The organism is Halosimplex rarum, assembly GCF_047715405.1.
Taxonomy (GTDB): domain Archaea; phylum Halobacteriota; class Halobacteria; order Halobacteriales; family Haloarculaceae; genus Halosimplex; species Halosimplex rarum.
On sequence record NZ_CP180412.1, the window covers coordinates 533011 to 555334 of the forward strand.

Annotated in this window: 24 protein-coding genes; 11 read left to right on the plus strand and 13 right to left on the minus strand. The window is 68.2% G+C overall.

What is annotated here, in order from left to right; all coding sequences use genetic code 11:
* Positions 1 to 44: 44 nt before the first annotated feature.
* Positions 45 to 497 carry a GtrA family protein gene (locus tag ACMGFH_RS02525; RefSeq protein WP_415381199.1) on the plus strand — a complete coding sequence of 151 codons (453 nt, stop codon included), beginning with the start codon at positions 45 to 47 and terminating at the stop codon, positions 495 to 497.
* A 71-nt stretch (positions 498 to 568) separates the two neighbouring features.
* Here the strand turns inward: ACMGFH_RS02525 and ACMGFH_RS02530 are convergent, their stop codons facing one another.
* A complete protein-coding gene (locus ACMGFH_RS02530; RefSeq protein WP_415381200.1) occupies positions 569 to 1567 on the minus strand; it encodes a glycosyltransferase family 2 protein in 999 nt (332 codons plus the stop codon).
* 108 nt (positions 1568 to 1675) lie between these two features.
* On the opposite strand from ACMGFH_RS02530, the gene ACMGFH_RS02535 reads away from it, so the two are divergent.
* Both ACMGFH_RS02535 and ACMGFH_RS02540 read left to right on the plus strand, forming a co-directional pair.
* A complete protein-coding gene (locus ACMGFH_RS02535) occupies positions 1676 to 1852 on the plus strand; it encodes a hypothetical protein (protein WP_415381201.1) in 177 nt (58 codons plus the stop codon).
* A gap of 91 nt (positions 1853 to 1943) precedes the next feature.
* Complete coding sequence (locus ACMGFH_RS02540) at positions 1944 to 2306, plus strand: hypothetical protein (protein ID WP_415381202.1); 363 nt, start codon at positions 1944 to 1946, stop codon at positions 2304 to 2306.
* A gap of 52 nt (positions 2307 to 2358) precedes the next feature.
* Here the strand turns inward: ACMGFH_RS02540 and ACMGFH_RS02545 are convergent, their stop codons facing one another.
* Positions 2359 to 2601, minus strand: a complete 243-nt coding sequence (locus tag ACMGFH_RS02545; RefSeq protein WP_415381203.1) for a flagella cluster protein — start codon at positions 2599 to 2601, stop codon at positions 2359 to 2361.
* A 37-nt stretch (positions 2602 to 2638) separates the two neighbouring features.
* Positions 2639 to 3508: a cytochrome c oxidase subunit 3 gene (locus ACMGFH_RS02550; protein ID WP_415381204.1), complete on the minus strand. Its 870-nt coding sequence runs from the start codon at positions 3506 to 3508 to the stop codon at positions 2639 to 2641.
* 252 nt (positions 3509 to 3760) lie between these two features.
* On the opposite strand from ACMGFH_RS02550, the gene ACMGFH_RS02555 reads away from it, so the two are divergent.
* From ACMGFH_RS02555 to ACMGFH_RS02570, 4 genes are all read left to right on the plus strand, one after another.
* Entirely contained in the window at positions 3761 to 5143 is a 1383-nt protein-coding gene (locus ACMGFH_RS02555; RefSeq protein ID WP_415381205.1) for a hypothetical protein, read from the plus strand.
* A gap of 3 nt (positions 5144 to 5146) precedes the next feature.
* Positions 5147 to 5413 (plus strand): C2H2-type zinc finger protein, encoded by a 267-nt coding sequence (locus ACMGFH_RS02560; protein WP_415381206.1) that lies wholly within the window; start codon positions 5147 to 5149, stop codon positions 5411 to 5413.
* Positions 5414 to 5482: 69 nt separating this feature from the next.
* Complete coding sequence (locus ACMGFH_RS02565; RefSeq protein ID WP_415381207.1) at positions 5483 to 5767, plus strand: DNA-directed RNA polymerase subunit L; 285 nt, start codon at positions 5483 to 5485, stop codon at positions 5765 to 5767.
* Between the two features lie 84 nt (positions 5768 to 5851).
* Positions 5852 to 6541: a hypothetical protein gene (locus tag ACMGFH_RS02570; RefSeq protein WP_415381208.1), complete on the plus strand. Its 690-nt coding sequence runs from the start codon at positions 5852 to 5854 to the stop codon at positions 6539 to 6541.
* 79 nt (positions 6542 to 6620) lie between these two features.
* Here ACMGFH_RS02570 and ACMGFH_RS02575 read toward each other — a convergent pair whose 3' ends face one another.
* Positions 6621 to 7286 carry a DUF502 domain-containing protein gene (locus ACMGFH_RS02575; protein ID WP_415381209.1) on the minus strand — a complete coding sequence of 222 codons (666 nt, stop codon included), beginning with the start codon at positions 7284 to 7286 and terminating at the stop codon, positions 6621 to 6623.
* 186 nt (positions 7287 to 7472) lie between these two features.
* On the opposite strand from ACMGFH_RS02575, the gene ACMGFH_RS02580 reads away from it, so the two are divergent.
* Both ACMGFH_RS02580 and glmS read left to right on the plus strand, forming a co-directional pair.
* The gene (locus tag ACMGFH_RS02580; RefSeq protein WP_415381210.1) at positions 7473 to 8063 is read left to right on the plus strand and encodes an HTH domain-containing protein; all 591 of its coding nucleotides are present in this window, start codon (positions 7473 to 7475) and stop codon (positions 8061 to 8063) included.
* Positions 8064 to 8271: 208 nt separating this feature from the next.
* Positions 8272 to 10113 (plus strand): glutamine--fructose-6-phosphate transaminase (isomerizing), encoded by a 1842-nt coding sequence (gene glmS, locus ACMGFH_RS02585; protein WP_415381211.1) that lies wholly within the window; start codon positions 8272 to 8274, stop codon positions 10111 to 10113.
* 63 nt (positions 10114 to 10176) lie between these two features.
* Here glmS and ACMGFH_RS02590 read toward each other — a convergent pair whose 3' ends face one another.
* The 4 genes from ACMGFH_RS02590 to ACMGFH_RS02605 form a co-directional block, all read right to left on the minus strand.
* A complete protein-coding gene (locus tag ACMGFH_RS02590) occupies positions 10177 to 10446 on the minus strand; it encodes a hypothetical protein (protein ID WP_415381212.1) in 270 nt (89 codons plus the stop codon).
* 321 nt (positions 10447 to 10767) lie between these two features.
* Entirely contained in the window at positions 10768 to 11751 is a 984-nt protein-coding gene (locus ACMGFH_RS02595; RefSeq protein WP_415381213.1) for a glycosyltransferase family 2 protein, read from the minus strand.
* A 94-nt stretch (positions 11752 to 11845) separates the two neighbouring features.
* Positions 11846 to 12790, minus strand: a complete 945-nt coding sequence (locus ACMGFH_RS02600; protein WP_415381214.1) for an NAD-dependent epimerase/dehydratase family protein — start codon at positions 12788 to 12790, stop codon at positions 11846 to 11848.
* A gap of 245 nt (positions 12791 to 13035) precedes the next feature.
* Complete coding sequence (locus ACMGFH_RS02605; protein ID WP_415381215.1) at positions 13036 to 13965, minus strand: polysaccharide deacetylase family protein; 930 nt, start codon at positions 13963 to 13965, stop codon at positions 13036 to 13038.
* 589 nt (positions 13966 to 14554) lie between these two features.
* Between ACMGFH_RS02605 and ACMGFH_RS02610 the strand changes: the two genes are divergently transcribed.
* Positions 14555 to 16306: a hypothetical protein gene (locus tag ACMGFH_RS02610; RefSeq protein WP_415381216.1), complete on the plus strand. Its 1752-nt coding sequence runs from the start codon at positions 14555 to 14557 to the stop codon at positions 16304 to 16306.
* A 62-nt stretch (positions 16307 to 16368) separates the two neighbouring features.
* Here ACMGFH_RS02610 and ACMGFH_RS02615 read toward each other — a convergent pair whose 3' ends face one another.
* From ACMGFH_RS02615 to ACMGFH_RS02630, 4 genes are all read right to left on the minus strand, one after another.
* Positions 16369 to 17472 carry a DegT/DnrJ/EryC1/StrS family aminotransferase gene (locus ACMGFH_RS02615; protein WP_415381217.1) on the minus strand — a complete coding sequence of 368 codons (1104 nt, stop codon included), beginning with the start codon at positions 17470 to 17472 and terminating at the stop codon, positions 16369 to 16371.
* Positions 17469 to 18068 (minus strand): acyltransferase, encoded by a 600-nt coding sequence (locus tag ACMGFH_RS02620; RefSeq protein WP_415381218.1) that lies wholly within the window; start codon positions 18066 to 18068, stop codon positions 17469 to 17471. The genes ACMGFH_RS02615 and ACMGFH_RS02620 overlap by 4 nt, the downstream gene beginning before the upstream one ends.
* Positions 18069 to 18140: 72 nt before the next feature.
* The gene (locus tag ACMGFH_RS02625; RefSeq protein WP_415381219.1) at positions 18141 to 18632 is read right to left on the minus strand and encodes a hypothetical protein; all 492 of its coding nucleotides are present in this window, start codon (positions 18630 to 18632) and stop codon (positions 18141 to 18143) included.
* Positions 18633 to 18692: 60 nt separating this feature from the next.
* Positions 18693 to 19268, minus strand: a complete 576-nt coding sequence (locus ACMGFH_RS02630) for a metal-dependent hydrolase (protein WP_415381220.1) — start codon at positions 19266 to 19268, stop codon at positions 18693 to 18695.
* Between the two features lie 412 nt (positions 19269 to 19680).
* On the opposite strand from ACMGFH_RS02630, the gene ACMGFH_RS02635 reads away from it, so the two are divergent.
* Positions 19681 to 19956, plus strand: coding sequence for a winged helix-turn-helix domain-containing protein (locus ACMGFH_RS02635; protein ID WP_123533274.1), 276 nt, complete (start codon positions 19681 to 19683; stop codon positions 19954 to 19956).
* 1505 nt (positions 19957 to 21461) lie between these two features.
* Here the strand turns inward: ACMGFH_RS02635 and ACMGFH_RS02640 are convergent.
* Positions 21462 to 22007 (minus strand): hypothetical protein, encoded by a 546-nt coding sequence (locus tag ACMGFH_RS02640; protein ID WP_274324642.1) that lies wholly within the window; start codon positions 22005 to 22007, stop codon positions 21462 to 21464.
* Positions 22008 to 22324 lie beyond the last annotated feature (317 nt).

Consider the following 22324-nt stretch of genomic DNA (forward strand, 5'->3'; position numbering starts at 1 on the left):
GATAGTAACACTATTCTGACCGAGCGCCGATGACCCTGTAACGCGTGACTGCCGCCGATTCTGACGAGCGCTCCGTCCTGCCGGCGTTCGTCGCGGACCGCAGCGACCTCCTCGAAGAGGTCGTCAAGTTCGCGATCACGGGCGGGAGCGGTCTCGTCGCCAACCTCGCACTCCTGTACGTCCTCGTCGAGACCGGAACGATACCCGAGCGGTACGCCGCGATCGTCTCGACGCTCACCGTGTTGCTGGGGAGTTTCGCGCTGACGAACTGGTGGGTGTTCACCGACGCGGACGCGTCGAACTCCCAGTCCGGCCTCCTCAAGCGTGGCCTCAGCTACTACGGCATCATGGGCGTCGGCAAACTCGTCAACTACGGCATCTACCTCGGACTGCTCGCCGTCGACGTCTGGTACCCCCTGGCCTGGTTCGTCGGGAGCGCCCTCGTTTTCTTCGGCACGTTCTCGATGAACAGGCTCCTCTGGTATCGGACGGACTGACAAGTAGAACCGATAGCCGGTCGGAGATTCACGTCGTGGGCGTGAAGTGAGACCGTCGAACGAGTCCGCGGTTATCGGCGTTTCGACGGGGTAGCGGCCTGTTCGCGGTCGGTTCCGTCACCAACCGGCTCTCCACCGTCGAGCACGGATTCGATCCGATAACCGCGGTCGTCCCGGAGTTCGAAGTAGTTCTTGATGCCGATATCTGCGAGAATACCCGACATGAAAAACTGTAACCCGAGCAGGCACATGAACGCCGCGAACAGCGGAACTGCGGTGTCCGAGAGGCTCTGTCCGACCGCCAGTTTGAGATACACCGAGTAGAGGCCGGCCAACCCGCCGACGACGCCCGAGATGATCCCGAGCCCGCCGAAGACGTGCAGCGGGCGCCCGGAGTAACGCTGCCAGAACCAGACGTTCACCAGGTCCATGAATCCCTTCGGCAGTCGCCCGATCCCATACTTGGTGTCACCGTGTCGCCGCTCTCGGTGGTTGACCTCGATCTCGTCGACGCTGTAGCCCCGCCAGGTCAGAAGCGGCGGGATGTATCGGTGCATCTCCCCGGTCAGCGTGAGCTCCTTCGCTGCTCGGGATCGCATCGCTTTGAGCGTACAGCCGAAGTCGTGCATCTCCGTCCGGAGCACGAATCGTCTGAGCAAGTAGGCGAAGCGGGAGGCTGCTCGCTTCCCGAGCGGGTCGTCTCGCTCTCTCCGCCAGCCGGCGACGCAGTCGTACCCCTCTTCCAGCCGGTCGACCAGTCGGGGGATGTCGGCGGGGTCGTTCTGCCCGTCCGCGTCCATCGTCACGATCACCTCGTGTTTGGCCGCCTGAATCCCCGCGTCGAGGGCCGCGCTCTGGCCGAAGTTCCCGCGGAACCGGATCACTTTGACGCGGCGGTCCCGGGTGGACAGTTCCGCGAGTCGGTCGTAGCTCCCGTCCGTCGAACCGTCGTCGACGAAGATGATCTCCCAGTCCTCGTAGTGGCGGCCGAGCGTCTCCGCGATCTCGCCGTGTAGGTCCATGAGGTTGCCGTATTCGTTGTATACCGGGACGACGATGGAGAGCTTCACTGTGGAACAGTTGAATAATATTTCTGTTAAACTTTTTGATTAACCTGCATGTACGACCGAATCGGCCTAACCGGTACCATCAAGCGGGTTCGGACGGTCCACCTCAGTATGCGGTCAGAGGACGACATCCGGGAACGGATCGCCGAACTCGAGGACGCGTACGACAGAACGGACCCGCCCACCTCGGAGCTGGAGGACGAGGCCGAGGTCGCCATCCTCCGGGCCATCGAGGAACTGGAGTGGGTGCTGGAAGAACACGAAGCCGACGCCGGCTTCACGACCTGACGCGACCCGTGGACGTCACCGGACCACGGTCGCGTCGGACGGTCGATTCGACGGCTGTAGCCCCCGAACAGTTCTCCCCGACGGCCGAGCCGTGACGGCCCCGCCGTCGGCCGCACGCGACGCGCTGCTGGCGGCGGTGAGCGGGGCAGTCCTGCTCGCCGCCCTCGCGGCCGCGGAATCGCTCTCGCTACTGGTTCGACCCGGGAGCGCCGCGGCCGGTATCACCGCGGCGCTGGCCGTCGAAGCGCTGTTCGTCGTCGAGACGCCCGCCGGTGACCTCTGGGAACGGCCCGCGGTTCGGATCGGGAGCGTCGTCGCGCTCGCCGGGGGTGGCATCGCCGCCGTCGCCCTCGGCGGCCCCTGGGTCGTCGCCGCGGCCTGCTGGGGGCTGGCGACGTACTTCGCCCTGCTCGCGCTCGTCCTGACGGACGTCTGGAATCCGGCGGCGTCCTGAGAGCGGAGAACCGACGTCGGTGAGCGCGCGTTCAGTGTCAGTGACCGTCCGTTCAGTGGGTGAGCAACAGGATCTGGTCGTCGGTGCGGACGACGCAGAAGGAGGTCCCGGGGTCGCCGAACGTGTTCTCTCGGTGCTCGGAGACGAACAGTTGCTCGAAGACGTCGCCGCAGGCGGGACAGGCGAAGTCGTCGCGGTTATCGAGGTGCATCGTTCCACGGTCCTGTTTGCGGAGCTTCAGGCCGTGGCGGTACTCGTGCACGTCGAATCCGTCCTCGACGTCGAGCGGTTCCATGCCGGAAGAATGGGAAACTGGGTCTTGAAACTCCCGCTCAGAGCGAGGCGGCCGCGCCGACGTAGAGGACGACGACGAGGAACACCCAGACGACGTCGACGAAGTGCCAGTACATCGAGACGGTGCTGACCGAGGTGTGACGGTGTTCGGAGTACTGGCCCTTGAGACCGCGCACGAAGACGATGCCCAGCAGGACGGCGCCGAGGGTGACGTGCAGGCCGTGGAGGCCGGTCAACCCGAAGAACGCGGAGGCGAAGGCGCCCTCCGCGAGCGTGAACCCTTCCTCGACGATGAACACGTAGTACTCGTACACCTGACCGCCGATGAACACGACGCCGAGCCCGAGGGTGAGAGCGAGCAGTTGGAGGAACCGCGAGCGGTTGTTCTTCCGGAGCGCGACGTGCGCGTAGTGGAGCGTGAAACTGCTGATGATCAGGATGACGGTGTTGGCGAGTACCAGGCTACTCAGCAGGTGCGGGAGGTGCTCCGGCGGCCACGTCCCCGCGCGGATGAAGAAGTAGTAGACGAAGCCTGCGCCGAAGGTGGCGACCTCCGTCACGAGGAACAGTATCATCGCGAGCCGGAGCGTGCCGCCGCCGTGCTCGTCCGTGCCGCCTTCCCAGAAGTTGACGATGAACGCGTGATACAGCCAGCCGTAGAGACCGACGAGGAACAGCCCGACGCTCGCGACGGCGGCGCCCGGGCCGACCATCGGTCCGACGAGCGGTTCGTCGCCCTGGCCGAGCACGAACAGCGCGGCCGCGACGTAGATGCCCGCCGCACCAACGGCGGTGACGAACGGCCACCAGCTCGCCTCGCCGAACCCGCGCGGCCAGTCCTCGACCGCCGGCAAGTGGTGACCGCCGTGGTCCCCGTGGTCCTCTGTCGTATCGTCCGCGAGACTCATACGTCTCGCTTGCGCCAGCAACACTAAAAAGCCTCTCAAACCGTCCGCGGCCCGCCGCGTTCTCGCGATCGGTCGCGTGAAACCCCGAACCAGTTCGCCCGCGAGAGCGAACGAATTCGGAGCGAGCGCTATCGGCGGCCTCGACCCGTACGCGAGAGCACCGGCTGAAGACCCGCCATCCGGACGCGTCTCGTCGGCGGTCCACGGCGGGTTTCGATACTTTCAGGCGACGGGGGAGCGAACCCCCGGCAGATGGGACGACGCACGCGCTGGTCGGGACTGGTCGGGTTCACGCTCGCCGCGCTCGTCGCGGTCGCGGCGCGGCCGGTGCTCGCGCACGGTGGGTCGCTCGGCGGCGCCGCCCGGGAGCCGCTGACGATTCCGACGTGGCTGATGCTTGCCACCGGCGGGGCGGTCGTCGGCGCCTCCTTCCTGCTGGCGAGTTTCGCGACCGACCGCGCGGCCGTCGACGCGCTGGTCGAACGCCGCTGGGCGGTCGCGCTCCCGGCCCCGACGGTGCTCCGCTGGGCCGCGGGCGCCCTCGGCGTTGTCGTGCTCCTCGGCGTCGTGGTCACGGGCTTCGTGGGTCCGAGCGACCCGCTCTCGAACCCCGCCGTCGTGATCGTCTGGGCGGGCTGGTGGGCCGGGTTCGCCATGAGCACCTACCTCGTCGGCAACGCCTGGCCGGCGCTGAACCCGTGGCGGACCGCCGTCGCGGCGCTCCCTGACTTCGGTCGGACCTACCGCTGGCGCTTCGGCGCGTGGCCGAGCGTCGCGGGACTGCTCGCACTGGTCTGGATCGAGGTGGTCAGTCCGCTGGCCGACGAACCGCGCGTCCTCGCCGTGACGGTCGTCGCCTACTCCGTCGTGACCGTCGCCGGCGCCGTCGTCTACGGGACCGAGACGTGGTTCGCCGAGGTCGACCCGGTCGCCCGGGTGTTCCGCTACTACGGCGCCGTCGCGCCGATCGGCCGCGACGGGGAGGGTTCGTTGTCCGTCCGCCTGCCCGGGGCCGCGCTCGCCTCGGACCTGCTGGACGGCGTCGACGACGCGGCGTTCGTCGTCGCGATCCTCTGGGTGACCACCTTCGACGGGTTCGTCGCCACGCCGGCCTGGCGAGACCTCGCGCGCGGTCTCGTCGGTCTCGGCTACCCTATCGAACTGCTGTACCCGGGCGCGATGCTGGTCGGGTTCGCCCTGTTCCTCGGCGTCTACCTGCTGGCCTCGCGGCTGGCCCGTCGGACCGCGCCGACCTACGTCGCCAGCGAGACGCTCGCGCGGCGGTTCGCCCCGCCGCTTCTGGCGATCGCCGCCGGCTATCACGTCGCGCACTTCCTGGGCTACTTCGTCTCGCTGATTCCGGCGCTGTTCGCGGCCGTGACGGCGCCGCTCGCGACGGTGAACCCCGGGCTGATCGTCGTGCCCGGCTGGTTCGGCGGCGTCGCCATCGCCGGCGTCCTGGGCGGGCACCTGCTGGCCATCCTCGCCGCCCACGCGACGGCGTTCGACCTCTTCCCCGGCCGCCTGCAGGCCATCCGCAGCCAGTATCCCTTCATCGCCGTCATGATCGGTTACACGATGGCGAGCCTCTGGATCGTGACCCGACCGGACGTACCGCTGCCGTACCTCCCCTGACCCATGACCACCGAACGGACCAGCTACGACGTCCCGCCCGACCGAACGCCCGTGGAGTGCGAGTACTGCGGCCGCCCCTTCGAGAACGAGGGGCTGCTCGCGCTCCACCGCGGGCGGGTCCACGCGGCCGCCGTCGACGACGAGGAACGCGACGCTTACGACGCCGCCTACGAGGCGGAGACGAGGGAGCTGCGCCGGTTCAGGCTCAAGGCGCTGGCGGTGCTGATCCTCGCCTACTTCGGGCTGTTGATGGTCTACGCGGTGGTGTGAGGGCGGGGCGTGACGGCGGACGAGGACGGGAACGTAAGTTTGATGCGCGCGAGCGCGCTGGATACGGGTATGGAACTGCGGGTCATCGAGAAAGAGCCGACGATGATCTCTATCGAGATCGCGGGCGAAGACCACACGTTCATGAACGTGCTCAAGGGCGCGCTGCTGGAGACCGACGGGATCACCGCGGCGACCTACGACGTCAACCCCGAGCAGTCGGGGGGCCAGACCGACCCCGTGCTGACGATCAAGACCGACGAGAACACCGACGCGCTCGACGCGCTGGAAACCGGCGCCGACCGCGTCATCCAGAAGTCCGACTCCCTGCGCGACGCGTTCGAAGCGGCCGCCTGAACGGCCTGTTCTGCCGCCCGCCGACACGCCGCCTTCGAGCCCCGCGTGCGTACCCTTTTGGTCCGCTCGTCCCTCGACCGGGACATGGGCACGGACCGGGAGAACGAGTCCGGGGCGAACGCGAGTCACCTCGCCGACGGCGGCAGCGATACCGACGACGTCGCGGACAGTGACTGCGATACCGACTTCGCCACCGACGGCGGCCGTCGCCGCCGCGACACCCGAGGCGACCCGGACGAGGACCTCGACATCGACGACGTGCTCGACGACCTCGAGGAGTTAGAGGAGATGGTCGACTCCCGGGAGGAACGCGAACAGGTCCGCGAGGCGATGCGGACCGCGCGGCGAGCGGACCGGCCGCGAGTGATCGGCCGGATCCGCGACTCGTTCGACCTGCGGGACGCGGGCGAGGCGGTCGTCGGCGCGTTCGTCTTCGGCATCCCGATGATAGTCGAGGGCGGGACCCTGGAGATCGGTGAGGCCATCGCCGGGTCGCCGCCGGCGCTCGCCGTGACCGCCGCGTTCGGCCTCGTCGTCGCCCTCGGTATCCTCTACGCCGCGCGTTTCGAGGAAGTCGAGTCCGACCTGCTGTTCGGCGTCGTCCCGCGGAGGCTGCTCGGCATCCTCGCCATCGCCAGCGCGATGTCCGTCGGACTGATGACTGTGTGGCGTCGCGTGGACTGGAGCGAGCCCGACGTCGCCGTCGCGCAATGCCTCGTGACCGCCGTGGTGATGGTCGTCGGCGCGTCGCTCGGTGACGTGCTTCCCGAGTGATCCCGTCGGCGCACGATTCCCCGTGTGAGTTCGACCCCAACCGACCCGGACCGGATCCGACCCCGCTTCCCGACCGAATTCAGTCGGCCCGGTCCACGGCGACGACGGCCTCGTCCTCGTAGGCTTCGAGGCGTTCTTCCTCGGATCCCATGCCGGTCGTGACGATCATCCCCATCCCCTCGCGGACGCTCATGTCCGTCTCGTGGATCTGCGACTCGGGGACCATCACGAGGCGCCCGGCGGTCGGGTTCGGGCTGTTCGGCAGGAACACCGAGTGGGCCCGCTCGCCGGCGACCTCGTCGATGCTCGATCGGCCCTCGCCCGTGACGAAGCCGACGGAGTAGACGTCCTCGCGGGGATATTCGACCAGAACCGTGCGCTCGAACTGCGACCCGCTCTCGACGAGCGACGTCGCCACCTGGCGGATGCTCCCGTAGATAGTGCTCACCAGCGGGACGACGTTGATCGTCCGTCCGAGGTTCCCGAACAGGTGCTTCCCGATCGACCACTGCGCGAGCAGTCCCAGCGCGGTGATCACGGAGACGATGAGCACGACGGCCAAGATCTGCGCGGCGACTTCCACGTTGGCCGCCGTCTGGATCAGGCCGAGTTCGGTGACGACCGGATTGATGAACTGCAGCGACCACGAGACCAGAATCCGCAGGATGTAGAGTGTGACCGCGAGCGGCGCGACGAGGATCAGCCCGGCGACGAAGCTCTCCTTGAGTCGACTGGTCACGCGCATACACCCAGGTTGGTCCCGGCGATCAAAAAGGTGGGGGCGAGCGGTATCGGTCCCTTACCGCGCGAACGGCCGATCGCTACCGGCGCGTTTTCGGTAGTTACCTCGCGATCCGCGTGTACTACTACCGAGGTGTCCACGTGAACGGTCGCGGTCGGTTAAGAGCGTCCGGTGGCTTGCCTCTCTACAGTGACACGAGATGACACGCGTCCGAGGGACGAACCGGCCTTCACGAAGTGGCTGGAGACGACGGGAGAGCGCTTCGAGCGCGCCGACGCGCGACGGGTGACGGTGTTCGTCCGTTCGATGCTCCCCCCGATGGGCGCGAAGCGAACCCAGGAAGCGCTGCTCCGCACGCTGCGCGAACGCGAAGCCGAGGGCCGACTCGACGACGTGTCGGTCACGATCACGGGGGACCGGCTCTGTCTCTGCGAGACCTGCGTCGGGACCGACGCGGGGTCGTCGCTACTCGACAGCGTCAGCGAGCTGGACGGGTGGGGCCGCGAGTTCGACGCGTCCGCGAGCCGCTTTTTCGAGACCCGCGAACTCGATTCGAGCGTGGCCGACGAGACGGCGCGCGCCCTCGTCCCGCCTCGCATCGCCGTCGCTCTCTACTGCGACGAGACGCTAGCCGGGGTATTCCCCTGCGAGATGGGCGAGGCGACGGTCGGGACCGCGGACTTCCTCGCGGCGCTCGACCGCCTGTGCGAGGGCGTCGGTTCGTCGTCTACCGGTAAGGGGCCGTTACACGCCGATCCGGTGCCGAACAGCCCGAGCTGACGGCTGATCGAGCGGGCGTCCACCGACCCGAGAGTGGCCGCGCGACCGACGATTCTGTACGGGTCACCTACTCGGCGAATCGAGCCGAAAACAGCTGCATAACAATACCGTACTCTCGGGTAAGCGAGTGTATGGAAGAGTCGCCTGTCAGAGACCTCGACGCGACTGCGACGGACGAGTTCGGGCCGGTGGGAGAGGTGAATCGGTGATGTGCGGGATCACCGCCGCGGTCGGCGCAGACGACGCGGTGTCGCGCCTCCTGACCGGCCTCGAGAACCTGGAGTACCGGGGATACGACTCGGCCGGCGTCGCCGTCGCGAACGGGAACGGGGTCGAGGTGATCAAACGGGAAGGACAGGTCGACGAGCTCGTCGACCTCCTCTCGTCGGCGTCCGTCGGCGGTCACGTCGGGCTCGGTCACACCCGCTGGAGCACGCACGGGCCGCCGACGAACGCCAACGCCCATCCGCACACCGATTGCAGCGGCGAGCTCGCCGTGGTCCACAACGGGATCATCGAGAACCACGCCGAACTCCGCGACCGTCTGAGAGGGGCGGGCCACACGTTCACCAGCGACACCGACACCGAAGTCGTCCCCCATCTGGTCGAGGAGTACCTCGCGGACGGCGCGGGCGTCGAGGCGGCGTTCCGGCGGGCTGTCGCCGATCTGTCGGGCAGCTACGCCATCGCGCTCGTCCACGAGGACGAGGACGCGGTATACGCGACCCGGCAGGGATCGCCGCTCGTGTTCGGCGTCGACGAGGGGACAGACCCGCAGAGCGCGTCCCCCGGTGCGACGTACTACCTCGCCAGTGACGTACCGGCGTTCCTGGAGTTCACCGACGACGTGGTGTATCTCGAAGACGGGGACGTCGTCCGGGTCGCTCCCGACGGCTACGACATCACCGATCCGGAGGGGACGGCAGTCGAGCGACCGGTCGAATCGGTCGAGTGGTCCCCCGATGACGTCGAGAAAGGCACGTTCGACCACTACATGCGAAAGGAGATCGACGAACAGCCGACGGCCATCGCACAGGCCGTTCGCGGTCGGGCCGAGGACGGCCGCGTCGCGTTCGAGTCGCTGTCCGACGGGGCCTTCGCGGACGTCGAGCGCGTCCAGTTCGTCGCCTGCGGGACGAGCTATCACGCCGCGCTGTACGGCGCTCAGCTCCTGCGTGACCGCGGGATCCCCGCGCGCGTCTTCCTTGCGAGCGAGTACGCGACCACCGCGCCGCCAGCCGACGACGGGACGATTCTGGTCGGCGTGACCCAGAGCGGCGAGACCGCGGACACGCTCGCCGCGCTCCGGCGCGGCCGCTCGGAGGGCCTCCGGACGATGGCGGTGACCAACGTCGTCGGATCGACCGCCGCACGGGAGTGCGACGAGACGGTGTTCATCAGAGCCGGTCCCGAGATCGGCGTCGCGGCGACGAAGACGTTCTCCTCGCAGGTCGTCACGCTGACGCTGTTGGCCGAGCGGATCCGCCGCGACGTGGTCGGGTCCCACAGCGAGACGGCGCCGGAGCTGCTCGACGCGCTGAGCGAACTCCCCTCCGCGGTGGGGTCGACGCTCGCGGACTCGTCGGCCGAATCGGTCGCCGAGCGCTACGGCGACAGCGACGCCTACTTCTTCATCGGCCGTGGCACCGCTCACCCGGTCGCGCTGGAGGGCGCGCTCAAGCTCAAGGAGATCTCCTACGAACACGCCGAGGGGTTCCCCGCGGGCGAGCTGAAACACGGCCCGCTCGCGCTCGTGACGCCGAACACGCCCGTGTTCGCCGTCGCGACCGGCGCGCACACGGAGAAGTTACTCGGGAGCATCGAGGAAGTGAGTGCGAGGGGGGCGCCGGTAATCGCGGTCGCCCCGCGGTCCGAGCAAGCGGTCGCCGAAGCGGCCGACGACGTGTTGTGGGTGCCAGATTCCCATCCCGAGCTCGTCGGTCTCCTGGCGAACGTCCAACTGCAGTTGCTGTCCTATCACACTGCGACGCTTCTGGACCGACCCGTCGACAAACCGCGCAACCTCGCCAAGAGCGTCACCGTGGAGTGACCCGCTAGATCGTCGTACGGGACGGTCCCGCGACCGACTGTCCGAACCCATGCACGCGGAGGCTCATCGCTTGTCCGTCAGGTCGCAGACCGAGTCCTTCTCCGAGACGATGAAGGCGTCGTCGCGGAGCTGGTCTTCCGAGTTCGGCAGGAAGATGACCTGGTCGGGGTTGTCGACGACGTTGATCTTCTCCCACGCTATCAGCTCGTAACCGAGGTTCTCTTCGAGATCGGGGTCGACCGGCTGGTCGCGCCAGCCCGTCGGCAGTTCGGTCTTTCCCCGCGTCGTCTGTTCGTCCGTCCACATGTCCGCGTTGTCTTCTTCTTTGGTCATGGTTCCTCGTTCACTCGTCCCGGGCCGACCGGCCGTCGCCCGCTTCGACTCGGGGTCACGTTTCCGGTAATGCCCACCTACTCGTATAACGCTACTGTCCATATGAAACCTGTTGGCCCGTGAGAATTCCATACTTCCTGGCCGGATACGTACCAGATACGTTCTGTGTGTCGTGGTATCAGACCGGTCGATTTCCGAGTGAGAACGGAGGGATTACCGGACGGACGGGCGCACGCGGTGCCGTTGAACCCCCCGTAAGCAGCTCTTACCGGTGATTTGAACGCGTCTACCGCGTGTGGGCACGGAGAAAAACCGTCGCGATCAGGTCGGGGTGGCGCCGGCGACGCTCGTGAGATGCTTGTTCGATCGTTTGTCAAGAGCCATTGCCAGGACGAGGAAGAGCACGCCGAACGCGATCGTCGCGAGCGCTGGCAGTTCGATATCGGTCACGAGGCTCGCGAGGCCGCCGACCGTCCCCGTCGTCAGGGCGCCGAGAGCGACGACGTAGCAGAGCGCGACGGGGTGGAGCCGTTCGGAGAGGTACTTCGCGTGGATCCGCCACAGGAAGTTGCGAAAGAGCATGCCCGACACCTTCGGGATGTACGAGGAGTAGTCGATGTGGCTCTCCTCGTCGCCGTACACCGCCGGCGTCGGCACGTCGACGACGCGCATGTCGGCGACGTTGAGTTTGACGAGGAGATCGTTGCAGTAGCCGTAGAACTCGTACATCTCGTCGACGTCAGCGGCCTCGATGGCCTCGCCGGAGATAGCGGTGTAGCCGTTCTGGGGGTCGCCGATCTCCCAGTAGCCGCTGGCGATCCGTGTCAGGTACGTCAGCACGACGTTCCCGACGTAACGGAACCGCGGCATGGAGTCGTAGTGGTCGCCGAGCAGCAGGCGGTTGCCCTTGGTGTAGTCGGCGCGGTCGTTAACGACGGGCTCGATGATCCGCTCGATGATATCGGGGTCCATCTGCCCGTCGCCGCCCATGACGGTGATGACTTCGATGCCGTCCGCGTGGGCGCGCTGGTAACCGGTCTTGATGGCGCCGCCGACTCCGCGGTTCTCACCGTGCTGGATGGGGACGACGCGGCGTTCGGTGCCGCCGTCGCCCACGAGCTCCGCGGTCGGAGTGTTCTGCTTCTCGGCGTGTTCGAGGATCTCTTCCCACGTCTCGTCCGTCGAGGCGTCGTCGACGACGTAGATCCTGTCGACGAACGCCGGAATAGTGTCGATGACGTCGCCGACGAATCCCGCTTCGTTGTAAGCCGGAACGACGACGCCGATTGTCGAGTCCTGATACATAAGCGTGTCTGGTGGACGCTCTGTCGTACGAGAACTGCGTGTTTTGTTATACCGCCCATACGACGGGAATACGGCGGTTTCGGTCGCGCGTCACTCAGTTCGTCACGCTCGCGGGCTCGACGAGTGTCTCCAGTCCGTCGCCGAACGAGTAGGCGGGTTCGTATCCGAGTTGACTCCGCGCGCGGCCGATGGCCGCGCGGCTGTGTTTGATGTCCCCGTCGCGCGCGTCGCCGGAGACGATCGAGCTGTCCGAATCGAGGAGGCGGGTGACCCGCTCGGCGACCTCCTGGACCGTGACTCCGGTTCCGGTGCCGACGTTGTACGCCTGGCCCGTGTCGTTGGTCGTCGCGGCGAGGAGGTTCGCCTGGACGACGTCGTCGACGTGCACGAAGTCGCGCGTCTGCGTCCCGTCGCCGTGGACGGTCAGGACGGCGTCGGATCGGGCGCGGTCGAGGAACGCGCTGACCACGCCGCTGTATCCCCCGTCGGTCCGCCCCGGACCGTAGACGTTGAAGTACCGCAGCGCGACGGTGGGGAGGTCGTAGAGGTCGGCGTACGCGCGGGTGTGCTGGTCGGCGGCGAGCTTGTCGATGCCGTACGGCGAGGTCGGCGTCTTCCGGTCGGACTCGTGGATCGGGAGCGTGTCCGGCTGGCCGTAGATGGCCGCGCTGGAGGCGGTGACGACCCGGGCGTCCTCGCGCCGAGCGGCGTCGAGCACCTTCACCGTCCCCGACGCTGTCCGGTGATGGGCCTCGACCGGCGACCGGATCGACGTCCGCACGTCGGCCAGCGCCGCCTGGTGGAAGACCACGTCGGCACCCCCCATCGCCGTCTCGACGTCGACGGAGTCGCGCACGTCGCCCTCGACGAACTCGGCGTCGTCGGGGACGTTCGCCGCCTCGCCCGTCGAGAGGTCGTCGAGCACGGTCACGTCGCAGTGGTCGGTCATCGCCGCGGCGAGGTGGCTCCCGATGAAGCCCGCCCCGCCGGTCACGAGCACCGACTGCCCGGCGAGATCGCTCGCGGGATCACGCGGCACAGTCGGTCACCCCTGTCGCGGCGCGAGCGGTCGTCGTCGATCCAGCGTGTCCGTCGTCCCCGGTCCGTCGGGGCGAACTCACCGCGTCAGTCTCGGGCATTGGGGTGAGTGGGGGCGCTCTCCACCATTGTTATAGGTCTCCTGACTGGTCTTAGTCGCCGCCTTCGGCGGGTCTGCGAGCCGCTATCGGTGCGCGCAGTGACGCGCGAATTCGGACCGGGGCCACCGCCGAGTCGGTTCGCGGGTCAGCCCCACCCGTCGGTCGCCACCGTCTGCGGTTCGGCCCGCGTTCGCGCGGCGACCTCGGCCATCGTCTCGACGGGGACCTCGTCCCGGTGAGCGTCGATGGCACGGAGAACCCCCTCGAACCGCTGGACCTGCGGTTCGCCGACGAGGTTGTTCGGGTGCAACCAGAGGTGGAGGACTCCCTCGCCCTCCGCGGCGGCGTCGAGCCCGCGTTCGACGAGTTCGACGATAGGGTCGCCGACGACGGGTTTCGTCGCCCGGAGCGCCGGTCCCTCGAAGCTGTAGAGGAACAGCGACGCGGGCACGTCGACCAGGCCGTACTCGTCGACCGCCGGCGTGACGAGCGGCGGTGCCCCGGACCCGAACGCGACCGTCTTGAGCTTCTGCGGGAGCGTCCGTCGCGCGACCGGCCGGCCGCCGCGGTAGGCCCCGAAGCCGTGTTCTGCGAGCTGGTCGCGATGGCCGACCTCGTTGCGCGGGAAGACGAACGACTGCAGGTCGATCCCCCACTCGTCCGCGACGGCCCGACTGCGCGCGAGCTCGGCCGCGGCGACGTCGCTCGTCGTCTCGTCGTCGCCGAACAGGACGTGCGAGTACGTGTGGCAGCCGATCTCGTGGTCCGGACCGGAGTTCCGGACGGCGTCGATCAGCTCCGGCCCGCAGGTCAGGTCCGGCCGGTCGGCCCACAGCCCGCGTTCGGGCGCGAACCACTCGGATCCGGCCGGGTGGTCGGGATGGCGACCGTCGCAGGCCTCGTGGAAGAGGTGGCCGACGACCGCCCAGGTCGCGGGCACGTCGTAGGCGTCGAAGAGCCGACAGAGAGTTTGCCAGCCCGAGCGCGCGCTCTCGACGCGGGACTCCGGCGGGCGCTCGTAATCGACGAAGCCCCATCCCAACTCCGCGTCCACCGAGACGACTACCGATCCCACGGTTCGATCCACCCGTTCATGGTCCCTCTCAGACCACGTTCACTGTTTGTTATGTCGTCGCTACCGCGGTTCGGCCGGTCCCACCGCGGGATTCAGACGACCGGACCGCTCCGACCTCGGCGTGCTCGCCCTCGTTATAGACACATTCTATTGTATAACTACAATATTATACAATAAGTACGGTACTTTGAGGGCGGTTTTCGCCCGCAATCCAGTAAACGGGGAGAATACCGCTATATGGGCGACAGTTGGCGAGTATCCATCCATTCTCACGAGACGGTCGAATTCGCTGAGTGTATCGGGAAATTGCCCCAGAACCAGAGTATAGATACCTCTAGGGCGTGGGATGCCGATTCTGCCGGTCGTATCTGACAGACGCGTCTGAAATATATAGTATTGGGCTGTTTCCGAAAACAGTATAGATTCTTATCTGAATATCGAATCGGCCTCAGTCGAACACCAGTGACCGAGGTGGGGAGCGACGATGGACCGACGGCAGGTGGGGGGTCCGCGGGTATCGATACCGATACCGGAGTGAGCGGCGTTCAGCGACCGCATAACAATACCCCGATGCGGCCACGCTCGGGCCGTGACTGGACTCATCGGAACCACGGCGGGCGAACAGCGGCTGGAGGCGATAGCGGAGGCCTCTCACAGAGAGGACTGGTACGAACTCGACCGGGCCGTCGACGGCGAGGCGGCCCTGGGCGTACTGGAACACGGCAGTCGGGACCCGGACGCGAACACCGTCTGGCGCGGCGACGGACTGGTCGGCGCCGTCTACGGCGTCGTATCGAACCGCGACCGGCTCTCCCTGTCCTGGGGCGACGTCTTCCGCGGCGTCGTCGACGACTCGCGGGACGTGCTCGCGCGACTCGACGGGCCGTTCGCGCTGGCCTGTATCGACGCGCGCGCGAGTGAGGTCCATCTGGCGACCGACGTCGCCGGGAGCCGACCGATCCGCTACGTGACCGGCGATGAAGGCGGGTTCGACTTCGCCTCGGAGGTCCGCCCGCTCCTGTCGGCGGTCGACGACCCGTCGCTCGACGCGGCGGCGGTGAGCGACCTGCTCCTCGCCGGGGGCGTCCTCGGCGAGCGGACGCTGGTCGACGGGGTCGCGAGCCTCCCGTCGGCCACGCACCTGGTGTTCGACGGGGAGGTCTCGACGAGTCGGTACTGGGCGCCCGAATCGCCGGGACTGGCTCCGTCGGGGTACCCGGACCGCTGGCTCGGCGCGTACCGCCGGGCGATGGGGGACGTCGCGGCGACGACGGGTGACCCGTCGCTGTGGTTCCCCGGCGACTCCGGGAGTCGCATCGCCGCGGCGGTCCTCGCCGAGCGGGGCTGTCCGGTCGAGACGCTGACCTGCGGCGGCCTCGACGGCGACCGGGAGTCGGCGGCGCAGGCGGCCGCGTACCTCGGGCTCCCCAACAGACAGGTCCACGCCGACCCCGACCGCCACCTCGTCGACGCCGTCGCCGACGCCGTCCACGCGACCGACGCGATGGTCAACTGGGCCGCGGTCGACGGCCTCCCGTACGTCACCGACCGGCTCCACGGCGACGCGGACGCGCTCGTGTTCGGCCGGCCCCAGTTCAGCGCGCTCTCGTGGACCGGGGCGGTCGGCGCCGACGACTCGCCGGTCGCGGCGCTGTCGGAACACGCGTGCGCGCTCCCACCCGCGACGGTCGATGCGCTGCTGTCGACCGATCGCGATCCGGTGGCGTCGCTCCGCGAGGTGGTCTCGGGGAGCGTCGGCGGGCCGCCCGAACGCACCGCCGTCGACGCCGCGCTGCGGATCAGGGCCGCGACGCGCCTGCGGAGTCGTGCGGTCCAGCGCAACCGGGTCGGCACGCGGACCGTCGCTTCCGGCGCGCTCCTCGACGCCGCGGCGCGGATGCCGGCCTGCTACCGACTGGAGACGCGCCAGCTGTCCGACCCGGCCGGCGCGGGGAATCCACCGATCGAGCGGGCGGTCGTCCGCCGACTCGACCCGAACCTGACGCAGATCCCCGAGGGGTCGGGCGGGCGAAACCGGTCTCGATCGACCGGCCTCCGAGCCGACGGCGAAAGGGGATCCGACGGCCGAACGGTCGAGGGCGACGCGTACGTCCGCCGGTACGCGAGCGACGACCGGTTCCAACGGTTCGTCGACGACCTGCTGGAGCGCGTCCGCGAGCGCGACCCGCTCGACGGCGACGCCGTGGCCGCGCTCCACGACCGGCTCGCCGCCGGCGATCTCGCCTCGTTCACGCCGGTCGCGGCGCTGACCGGACTCGAACTCTGGGCCGGTCGGCATCTGGACGGAACGTCGCGGGCGGCGACGGGCGTCGAGGCCTGAACGGCGCTCCGCTCGTGCGGAGACTCGTCCGGATCGACGCGAAAAAATCTTCTATCGTTTTCTCACTGCACCTGGTACAGCGACAGCGCGTCGGCGATGGCCTCGCAGTCGGCGTCCGTGAGGCCGGGGTGGACCGGCAGCGAGAGGGCTTCGCCGGCGGCCCGCTCGGCGACGGGGAACCGCTCGTCGACGTGGTCGTAGGCCGGCTGCTCGTGGATCGGCGTCGGGTAGTAGATCCCGGTGTGGACGCCCTTCTCGTCGAGGTGACTCACCAGGCGCTCCCGGTCGGGCGCCCGGACGGTGTACTGGTGGAACGCGTGGTCGACGCGCTCGGGCACCGTCGGCGGGTCGAGGGGCGTCCCGTCGAGCGCCTGGGAGAGCGCGGCGGCGTTATCGCGGCGCGCGCGGACGAACCGGGAGAGCCGCTTGAGCTGGACGCGACCGATCGCCGCGGCCACGTTCGTCATCCGGAAGTTGTGACCCAGTTCGACGTGTTCGTACTGGTCGTTGCGGCCGTGGTTGACGAACCGCGCGGCACGGTCGGCGACCTCCTCGTCGTCGGTGACGATCATTCCGCCCTCGCCGGTCGTCATGTTCTTGGTCGGGTAGAACGAGAAGGCCGCGGCGTCGCCGAACGACCCCACGGGCTCGCCGTCGTAGCGGGCGCCGTGGGCCTGGGCGGCGTCCTCGATCACGGCGGCGTCGTACTCGTCGGCGAGGCCGCAGATGGCGTCCATGTCCGCGGGCAGTCCGTAGAGGTGGACGGGCATGATCGCGTCGACGTCGCCGCCGCGGATCTCGATGGCCTCCCGGGCCGCCACGGGGTCGAGGTTGTACGTCTCCGGGTCGATGTCGGCGAAGACGGGTTCGGCGCCACAGAAGCGGACGGCGTTCGCCGTCGCGACGAACGAGAACGGCGTCGTGAGGACGGTGTCGCCCTCGCCGATACCGCAGGCGTGGAGCGCGGCGTGGAGCGCGGCGGTCCCGTTCGCGACGCCGACGCCGTGGTCGACGTGACATGCCGTCGCGAACTCGCGTTCGAACGCGCGGACCTCTTCGCCGTCGGCGAGCATCCCGCTGTCGAGCACTTCGTCGACGCGCTCGCGCTCGCGCTCGCCGATGGCCGGCGAGGCGATGGGGATCTCGCGGTGGTCTTCGAGGCTCATCGCAGTTGATTCCCTCCCTGGAGATCCTCGGGGAGCGGTTCGTGCGTCGCCGGCGTGCCGACCGCGACCGAGTCGGGCGGGACGTCCTCGGTGACGACCGCGCCCGCGGCGACGAACGACCCCTCACCGACGGTCACGCCGGGGAGGATCGTGGCGTTCGCGCCCACGGAGGCGCCGGACTCGATCGTCGCGCCGACGAGTTCGCTCGTCGGTCGCACTGGGTAGGGGTCGTTGGTGACGACCGCGTGCGGGCCGAGGAAGACGTTGTCTCCGACGGTGGTCTCGGGCGGGAGGTAGACGCCCGTCTGACAGCTGACGTGCGATCCCACCTCGAGTTCGCCGTCGAGGACGGCGTGGCTCCCGACCAGGACGTCGTCGCCGACGGTCGTGCCGCCGCGGACGAGCGCGTGATGGCCGGTCGAGAAGTCGTCGCCGATCTCGACGTCGGTGTAGACGATCGTGCCGCCGCGGATCGTCGCGTCGTCGCCGATCCGCGTCGGGGCGTCGGTCTCGCCGCCTGACTCGCCGACGACTGCCGCCTCGGCGATGTCGCAGCGCGCCCCGGTCCGCACGGTCTGGAGGTCGTGCTCACTCATGTGCCGGTCGAGACTCTGCCCGGACCGACCTTTGTTAATGAGCGCCTGTCGGTCCGCCGGTCGCGGGCCCGGTCACTCCGCGGAGAACTGATCCATCGCGAGTTCGAGGTACGGCGCGGCGACCTCGGTCGCGGCCGTCGGGCGGACCGTCCTGTCGTCCGGGTCGTAGTCGACGAGCCCCGCGTCGTCGAGCTTCGGCAGGTTCGAGTGGACGAGTCGCGTCGCGACCTGGTTCCGGAAGTCGGCGGTCGAGAGCCCGTCGGGCGTCCCCCCGGTATCGACCACGTACTCCACGAGGTCGTCGTACGGAACGGCCCCCTCGACGCGGGTCATGTACGCCAGCGCGTATCGGTTGCCCGGCTGGGCGAGCAGTGCGAACAGCTCGTTTATCGACACCGGGCTCTCGGCGCCGGGCGCGCCGCTGCTGTCCCCTCCGTCGTTCGTACCGAGCTCTACGTCTTCCCCCTCGGGAGTGCGGCGCGCGTCCGGATCGCTCCCCGGCGATCCGGATCGCCGCCGGTCGTCGTCACTCGACCGGCTTTCTTGCGGTTGCTCTGACCCCATACCCATACTTCTCGCTCGACTGTTATATATTCTCGCCCGACTCGCGTGCGCCGCGGCGGTTCAGCCCTCGATCGCGCGGTCGTCGGACCGTGGCCGCGGCAGGCCCGGCAGGCCGTCGCGCAGCCAGAGCAAGGCGGCCGCCGCGAGGAGCGAGACCTCGCTGAGCAGGTAGAGGGCGCCGGTCGGCGACGCGAGGAAGCCGACGAACTGCTCGGCGAGGTCGACCACGTGCAAGAGGACGTCGGTCGAGTCGTCGGTGGGTGCCGGGCGTAGCGGCCAGAGGAGGAACCAGGTCTTCGGGTCGCGGCCGAGGACGACCGGGTACAGTACGTCCGCGGGGAGGTGGCACAGGTAGCCGACGACGAACGCGAGCGCGGGGCGCTCGCGTTCGGTGGCGATCCCGACCGCGAGCACGACGAGGCTGAGGGGGACCGCGGTCAGCAGCGAGTGCGCGAGCGTCGTCCCGCCGGGGAGGACGCCCAACCACCAGCCGAGCGGTTTGTCCACCAGGTCGGGGAACTGCGTCCCGAGGGCGACGGCGACCGCGGCGCTCCCGGTCGTGGGTTCGCGCCAGACGACTCTACTCAGGAGGCCGTACGCGAGGTAGCCGATCGCGAGGTGTTCCCACGGCCACATCTTATCGACGCCCGACCCGGGGGTCCTCGCTCCGTCCTCGGCGGGGGACGCCGGAGCGCCCGAGTCGTGTCGGCGAACGAGCGCGTCCTGCGGGTCGGCGTCGGGGCGTGAGAGCACTCCGAGCGCGCGCGGATTCCATGCGCGAGAGGCCGAGAGGGATCCGGATTGTTATGGTCTCGTTACGGACCGAGGGCGCCCGTCAGGCTCGCCGTTCTGGCGCCCCTAATCGCGGTACGGAACGCGAAAAATCTGGAGCGTCGAAACCTCTTTACGTGGTAGCCGACTCGGTGTGAGTACAGCGGAAAGTGGGACGCAAGCGAGTCCCGCCGACAACAGCCGCGTGAGTTCTCGGTCAGTGACCGGGAACCGGACGAACGCGACAACACCTATCCGGCAACTTCCGCAACAAACAATGAGCACAGATTGGGACGACGTCAGCTTCGTCATCAGTTCGCGCTACCGCGTCGCGGTCCTCAAGCGGCTCGCAGACGGCCCGTCGACGCCGTCGCAGATCGCGTCGGACGAGGACGTAGGTATCGCACACGTCTCGCGGGCGCTCCAGCGCCTGCGAGAACGGGAACTCGTAGACCTCTTGGTCTCCGACGACCGCAAGAAGGGACGCGTCTACGGCCTCACCGAGCAGGGACGCGCAGTCTGGGACAAGATAGAAGCAGAAAACATGGTCTGACCAACGCCACGGGTCGACGGCGATCGACGCCGCGCCCCGGCCACCCGCGACAGACGCGACCACGACGGAACCGACGGCGTCCGACTCGACCCTCGGTCCGTCCGCACCGACGCCCGACGCGATCGACCGCGACGGCGCTCGGGACGCCCCGAGGGACGCTTTTCTCTCACCGTTCGGTAAGCACGGACAACTGCCCGGTACGCCTCGCGTACTCAGTCGCGACGCCCGCCGCGGCCCTTCGTTCGACCCGTCTCCGATACCCCACCGCCGTCCGGCAATACTGGCTGCCTTTACAGCCATAGGTTTGTAATACTTCGTCCGAGGTAAGGCCTGATTATCGTCGGGACCGATCAGCTCGGATCGCCTCACCGTCCCCCGACCGCTGGTCCCGCTATGCCGCTCGTCCCTCGCCGCCTCGACGCCCGGCCACTATCGACGATGCCGTTCTCTTCGCCCGTGCGACTCCACAGTCGCCGGCGGTCGCTCGGTTCGACGGGGACGCCGACGACCGATGGGCGTCGGTACCTCGACGACCGAAGTCGATCGCGTCGGCAGTGGAAGCCGGTCACTTCGACGACGGAAGCCGGTCACTTCGGTTCCGGAAGTCCGCGACTTCCAGAAGCGGCTCCACCGTTCGATGTCGCGGTCTCGTGTCGTTCGGGCGGAATCCGGGTCGGCCCGACGTGAAGCCCGGGGGCCGAGACCCCGCCGTAGCGGCCGGCCTCGACCGACCCCGTCGGGGAAGGGACTCACTTCGCGTCCGGCGCGGGCGATGCGCTCGATCCCGTGTTAGTTGCCAGCAGGTAGCGTCTCGGTTTCGCTCTACCCGCCGAACTCGTCGTCCTTGGGGGCGAGTGGTTATCGAGAACGTGCAGGGTCGATGCCAGAGACCCCCCTCTCGGTCGCGCCACGCGAAGCGGCTTTAGGGGATGGATTACTAAGCAGTCCTGGGACGGAATAGGAGTCGATGACGGAACACATCTCTGACAGCGACCTCGACCGGATCGCCCAGTTCGTGGACACCCCTGCGTACAAGCGGGAACCCGAACAGCTGCTACCCGAGGACGTCGAGGACGACTGACCGCCGACGTCGCTCGCGACGCAGCCGATCTGTTCTGGGTCCCCGATCTCCTCGCGCGACGCGTCGTCGGTCCCGACGGTCCTCCCCACGAGACCGCTCCGACGACGTCGTCGACGCGATTCCTCCGAAACCAGCCGATACGTGCACGTAAGCTCGACAGACGCATCTGGTCGGAAGACGGGTATCCCCTGTGCGGACGGCGAGACAGTCGAACTGCCGACCCGCGTCGGCCCGGCCGGCTGCGCCGATTCGATCCCTGGAACCGGCAGCCGTCGGGAGCGGCGCTGGGGCCGCTCAGCGGCAGCTGTTGGTTCTGTCAGCCGCCGGTTTCGTCACCGGGGGAGGAAGCGCTGTTCGGCGAGCGACGGCCAGCTGAGCGCCCAGCGGCCGCTGGTGGGTGCTGTGCGTGGCCGCGGCGGCGGTCTCAGGTCTGTCGACGGAGGTCGTCGGGGACCTGGCGCCGGTTCATCGTCCAGACGACGATGTGCGCGCCGACGGTGAGGAGGAAGCCCGAGAAGATGATGACGCCGAGGGTGGCGTCGGTCATGTTCGCGAAGATCCAGACGTTCAGGTTGGTGAGCGCGACCAGCGCGATCCCGAGGATCGCGAGCGGGAGATACAGGTACTGCCAGGGGACCTCTCGCTCGCCCGGGTTGAGGTACTGGTCGACGTCGTTGGCGGCCTGGGTCAGCTCGACCTCGCCGGTGTCCTGGTCGTAGTTCACGAGGCCAGCGTCCTCCAGTTTCGGGACGTGGGTCTGATACAGCGATACGTAGACTCGTTTCCGTTGTTGTTTCGTCAGTTCGTCGACAGTCGTATCATTCTCCCAGGCGGCGACATCCTCGGCTAACTCCGTCAACTCGACCGGGGCGTCTTCGGTGCGGAGCAGGTAGAGAACGTACCGCCGTCTCGCGCTACTCAGGATGTCGAAGACGACGTCCTGCGTCAGGGTTTCGTCCTCTATCGACATCCACCATCAGCCCTCGCGTCGGTCTGTCGGCGGATTGCCACTACTGGCAGCCACCCCGTTGTCGTATCTCGACACAGGCAGGGAGATTAGTGGGTATCACTTTGTTACGAACCGGTTACCGACGCCGCCCGCGACCGGGGACCGCGGATCCGCCCGAGGGCGGTCGAATCCGGTGCCGTCGGGACGACGCTGACGGTCGTCACAACCGTTTTGCCCCCGTATCGACCCGCTACCGGCCAAAGGAGACGTATAACAAAGCCAACTCTCGGCGCTACCCTCGGGTGATTCATGAGCCACGGACGGTCGACTCCGGCGAC